General features: G+C 71.3%; 4 protein-coding genes. 2 read left to right on the plus strand and 2 right to left on the minus strand.

The genetic code is table 11. The features are described from left to right. Positions 1-213 precede the first annotated feature (213 nt). Positions 214-1050: a purine-nucleoside phosphorylase gene (locus ACFWR9_RS40435; RefSeq protein WP_383852006.1), complete on the minus strand. Its 837-nt coding sequence runs from the start codon at positions 1048-1050 to the stop codon at positions 214-216. A 93-nt stretch (positions 1051-1143) separates the two neighbouring features. Continuing rightward, positions 1144-1581 (minus strand): gamma-glutamylcyclotransferase, encoded by a 438-nt coding sequence (locus ACFWR9_RS40440; protein WP_125495169.1) that lies wholly within the window; start codon positions 1579-1581, stop codon positions 1144-1146. A gap of 85 nt (positions 1582-1666) precedes the next feature. Between ACFWR9_RS40440 and ACFWR9_RS40445 the strand changes: the two genes are divergently transcribed. Continuing rightward, a complete protein-coding gene (locus ACFWR9_RS40445; RefSeq protein ID WP_383852008.1) occupies positions 1667-3115 on the plus strand; it encodes an NAD(P)H-quinone dehydrogenase in 1449 nt (482 codons plus the stop codon). A gap of 202 nt (positions 3116-3317) precedes the next feature. After that, positions 3318-4280 carry a DeoR/GlpR family DNA-binding transcription regulator gene (locus tag ACFWR9_RS40450; protein ID WP_383852011.1) on the plus strand — a complete coding sequence of 321 codons (963 nt, stop codon included), beginning with the start codon at positions 3318-3320 and terminating at the stop codon, positions 4278-4280. Positions 4281-4423: the final 143 nt, after the last annotated feature.

Consider the following 4423-nt stretch of genomic DNA (forward strand, 5'->3'; position numbering starts at 1 on the left):
CGCGCGGGCTGCGCGGCTGGGGGCCGTATGCCTCCGTAACCGCGGGCAGATGTGCCTCCCCCAGTGCCTGAACGGCCTGGGAGGTACCCCCAGGGGCTGCACGGGTGGGCGCGGCGGCACCCGGCAAGCGCCGGGTCGCGTCACCCACCCCGCGCCGGCTCGCGTAACCGCGTGCCCGCATCCACGCCGGGTGCCAAAGGGACGGGCGTCGGGCTACAGCCGGCCCAGCACCCGCGTCAGCAGCTCGCCCATCCGGGTGGCGGAGTCGCGGCCTGCCTGGAGGACCTCCTCGTGGTTGAGGGGCTCGCCCGTCATGCCCGCGGCGAGGTTGGTGACCAGGGAGATGCCCAGTACCTCCGCGCCGGCCTCGCGGGCCGCGATCGCCTCCAGGACCGTCGACATGCCCACCAGGTCGGCCCCGATGACGCGCGCCATGCGGATCTCGGCCGGGGTCTCGTAGTGCGGGCCGGGGAACTGGGCGTAGACGCCCTCCTCCAGCGTGGGGTCGACCTCCTTGCACAGGGCACGGAGTCGGGGGGAGTAGAGGTCGGTGAGGTCGACGAAGTTGGCGCCGATGATCGGGGAGGTGGCGGTGAGGTTGATGTGGTCGCTGATCAGCACCGGCTGGCCGGGGCGCATGCCCTCGCGCAGGCCGCCGCAGCCGTTGGTCAGGATGATCGTCTTGGCGCCGGCCGCCACCGCGGTGCGGACGCCGTGGGAGACGGCGGCGACGCCGTGGCCCTCGTAGTAGTGGGTGCGGCCCAGGAAGACCAGTGCGCGCCTGTCGCCGATCGAGTACGAGCGGATCTTGCCGCCGTGACCCTCCACCGCGGGCTTGGGGAAGCCCGGCAGGTCGGTGACCCGGAGATCGGCCTCGGGGGCGCCCAGGGCGTCCACGGCCGGTGCCCAGCCGGAGCCCATCACGAGGGCGACGTCGTGGGTCTCGGCGCCGGTGAGTTCGCGCAGGCGGGCCGCGGCGGCGTCGGCGGCGGCCCTCGGGTCAACTGGGGTGGCGCCCTGGATGTCGTCCGGAAGAAGAGATGCGTTCACGCCGAAGAGGGTAGCCGGTTTCCGCCTACGCGCGTAGATGACAGAGGTCACGGGATGGTGATGGTTGGGTTGGAGGATCTGACAGGGGTGGCGTCAGCAGGGGCGCTTGCGGAGTTCCATCACGTAGTCGTGGGGGGCGCCGGCCGATTCGGCCGCGTCCGCCACCTCGCCCAGGTAGCGGGCGGAGGGCAGGCCGCCCTCGTAGGCGTTCAGGACGTACGTCCATGCCTTCTCCTCGCCCTCCAGGGTGTGGACGCGCACCCGGGTGCGGCGGTAGATGTCCAGACCCACACCCTCCCAGCGGTCGAGCGAGTCCTCGTCCATCGGGGCGACGTCGTAGAGCGCCACGAAGACCTGCGAGATCGGGTCCTCGACCAGGGTCGCCAGCGCGCCCTCCCAGCCCATGTGCTCGCCCCCGAAGGTCAGCCGCCACCCGTTCAGCCAGCCGGTCGCGCGCAGCGGCGAGTGCGGGGCGCGGCGGGTCATGAGCCGCGCGTCGAGGTTGCCGGCATAAGCGGCGTAGAGCGACATGGGGGAAGGGTACGACAGGCGCCACGCGCATCACGTTCGTAACGGTGGTGCCCCCGGGCAGCCTCCCGTTGAAGGGTGCGGGACAATGGAGTACGTGACTCGGATCGTGATCATTGGCGGCGGACCCGGCGGATACGAAGCGGCGCTGGTGGCCGCGCAACTCGGTGCGGAGGTGACCGTCGTCGACTGCGACGGTCTGGGCGGGGCGTCGGTGCTGACCGACTGCGTGCCGTCCAAGACCCTCATCGCCACGGCCGAGGTGATGACCACCTTCGACTCCTCCTACGAAGAGCTGGGGATCATCGTCGCCGACGACACCCCGCCCATGGAGCAGGCCGCCCGGGTGGTGGGCGTCGACCTGGGGAAGGTCAACCGGCGGGTCAAGCGGCTCGCGCTCGCCCAGTCGCACGACATCACCGCCTCCGTGACGCGGGCCGGCGCGCGGGTCATGCGCGGGCGTGGGCGGCTGGAGGGGATGCAGGGGCTCGACGGGTCGCGGAAGGTCGTGGTGCGTGCCGCTGACGGGAGCGAGGAGACGCTCACCGCGGACGCCGTGCTGATCGCCACCGGCGGGCATCCGCGAGAGCTGCCGGACGCGCGGCCCGACGGGGAACGCATCCTGAACTGGACCCAGGTGTACGACCTGGATGAATTGCCGGAAGAGCTGATCGTGGTCGGGTCCGGTGTGACCGGTGCCGAGTTCGCCGGTGCCTACCAGGCGCTCGGGTCGCGGGTCACGCTCGTGTCGTCGCGGGACCGGGTGCTGCCCGGTGAGGATCCCGATGCCGCCGCTGTGCTCGAGGACGTCTTTCGGCGGCGCGGTATGAACGTCATGTCTCGGTCCCGGGCCCAGTCCGCCAAACGGGTGGGGGACCGGGTGGAGGTCACGCTCGCCGACGGGCGGGTCATCACCGGGTCGCACTGTCTGGTGGCCGTCGGTGCCATTCCCAACACCGACGGGATGGGGCTGGAGGAGGCCGGGGTCAAGCTCAAGGACTCCGGGCACATCCGTACCGACCGCGTGTCGCGGACCTCGGCTCCCGGGGTGTACGCCGCCGGTGACGTCTCCGGTGTCTTCGCGCTGGCTTCGGTGGCGGCGATGCAGGGGCGCATCGCCATGTACCACTTCCTCGGGGACGCGGTCACCCCGCTGAACCTGAAGACCGTCTCCGCCAACGTCTTCACCGACCCCGAGATCGCCACCGTCGGCTACTCCCAGGCCGAAGTCGACGGCGGCAAGATCGACGCCCGCGTGGTGAAGCTGCCGCTGCTGCGCAACCCGCGCGCCAAGATGCAGGGCATCCGGGACGGCTTCGTCAAGATCTTCTGCCGGCCCGGCACCGAGATCGTGGTGGGTGGTGTCGTCGTGGCGCCGCGTGCCTCGGAGCTGATCCACCCCATCTCCCTCGCCGTCGACAACAACCTGACAGTCGAGCAGATCGCCAACGCCTTCACCGTGTATCCGTCGCTCTCGGGCTCCATCGCGGAGGTCGCGCGGCAGTTGCACACGCGGAAGGCCGGGGGTGAGGGCTGACCTCGGGGGCGCGGCTTGAATTGACTCCCCGCTGGTCACGGGGAGTTGTGGACCGTGCGGGCGGCATAGGCGGGCAGAGTAGGCGCTTATACCACTCTTGGTACTGCCATGCGAACAACTTCTGTTATTCGGCGCATACTGCTGAAAGCAGACGGTCGTTGGGGTTACTGTCAGTTTCGTGTTCGCTGCAGAACGTCGCCAATTGATCCTCGAAATGGTGCGCGCGAACGGGGCCGTGTCGCTCCGTGAGCTCGCCCGCGTCGTCCAGACCTCCGAAGTGACCGTACGGCGGGACGTGCGCGCACTGGAGGCAGAAGGACTCCTCGACCGCCGGCACGGCGGTGCGGTACTGCCGGGCGGGTTCACGCGAGAGTCCGGCTTCCCGCAGAAGTCCCATCTCGCGACCGCCGAGAAGACGGCCATCGCCGATCTCGCCGCGGGCTTCGTCGAAGAGGGCGAGGCCATCGTGGTGGGTGCCGGGACGACCACGCAGGAGCTGGCGCGCCGGCTCGCGCGGGTGCCCGGGCTGACCGTCGTCACCAACTCGCTGCTGGTGGCGCAGGCCCTCGCGCACGCCAACCGGGTCGAGGTCGTGATGACCGGTGGCACGCTCCGCGGGTCCAACTACGCCCTGGTCGGGTCGGGCGCCGAGCAGTCCCTGCAAGGGCTGCGGGTGTCCAAGGCCTTTCTGTCCGGGAGCGGGCTGACGGCGGAGCGGGGGCTGTCCACGTCCAACATGCTGTCGGCGTCCGTCGACCGCGCGCTGGTGCAGGCCGCCGCCGAGGTCGTCGTCCTCGCCGACCACTCCAAGCTGGGCACGGACACCATGTTCCAGACCGTGCCCACGGACCTCATCACCCGCCTGGTCACCGACGAGGCGCCGGCCCACGACGACCGTGCCGCCACCGAGCTGCAGGCCCTTGCCGACCAAGGGGTGCAGATCGCCGTGGCGGGGGCTTCCGGCGGTGCGGCGTCCGGCCCGGGGGGCACCGGGGCCCCGGGGGCTGATGCCGTCCCGGCGCGTCAGCAGCGCCGCGACGTGCCGCTTCCGGGGCCGCGCCGACAGGTTCCGGGCGCGGCGGCGGGGCTGCGCTCGGCGACCGCCCTGGGTGAGCAGCCGGGCGGGACGGAACGGGCGCGCGTCGCCGACATGCGCCGCCGCTAGCCCTTCCTACGGTCCCGGCAGCCGTCGTACGGTCCGGCAGCCGTCTTACGGTCCCGGCAGCCGTCTTACGGTCCCGGTCGCGCCCCCGGAGAACGGCGGGGGCGCCCGGCGCTGTCTCTTATACACAAATCCGATCCCACGCG

Origin of the sequence: Streptomyces sp. NPDC058534 (assembly GCF_042717365.1) — a bacterium.
GTDB lineage: Bacteria > Actinomycetota > Actinomycetes > Streptomycetales > Streptomycetaceae > Streptomyces.

Excerpts from the sequence above, each read along its gene's own strand:
- ACFWR9_RS40445 (WP_383852008.1), top strand. The coding sequence starts at position 1,667 with ATGGAGTACGTGACTCGGATCGTGATCATTGGCGGCGGACCCGGCGGA.
- ACFWR9_RS40440 (WP_125495169.1), bottom strand. The coding sequence starts at position 1,581 with ATGTCGCTCTACGCCGCTTATGCCGGCAACCTCGACGCGCGGCTCATG.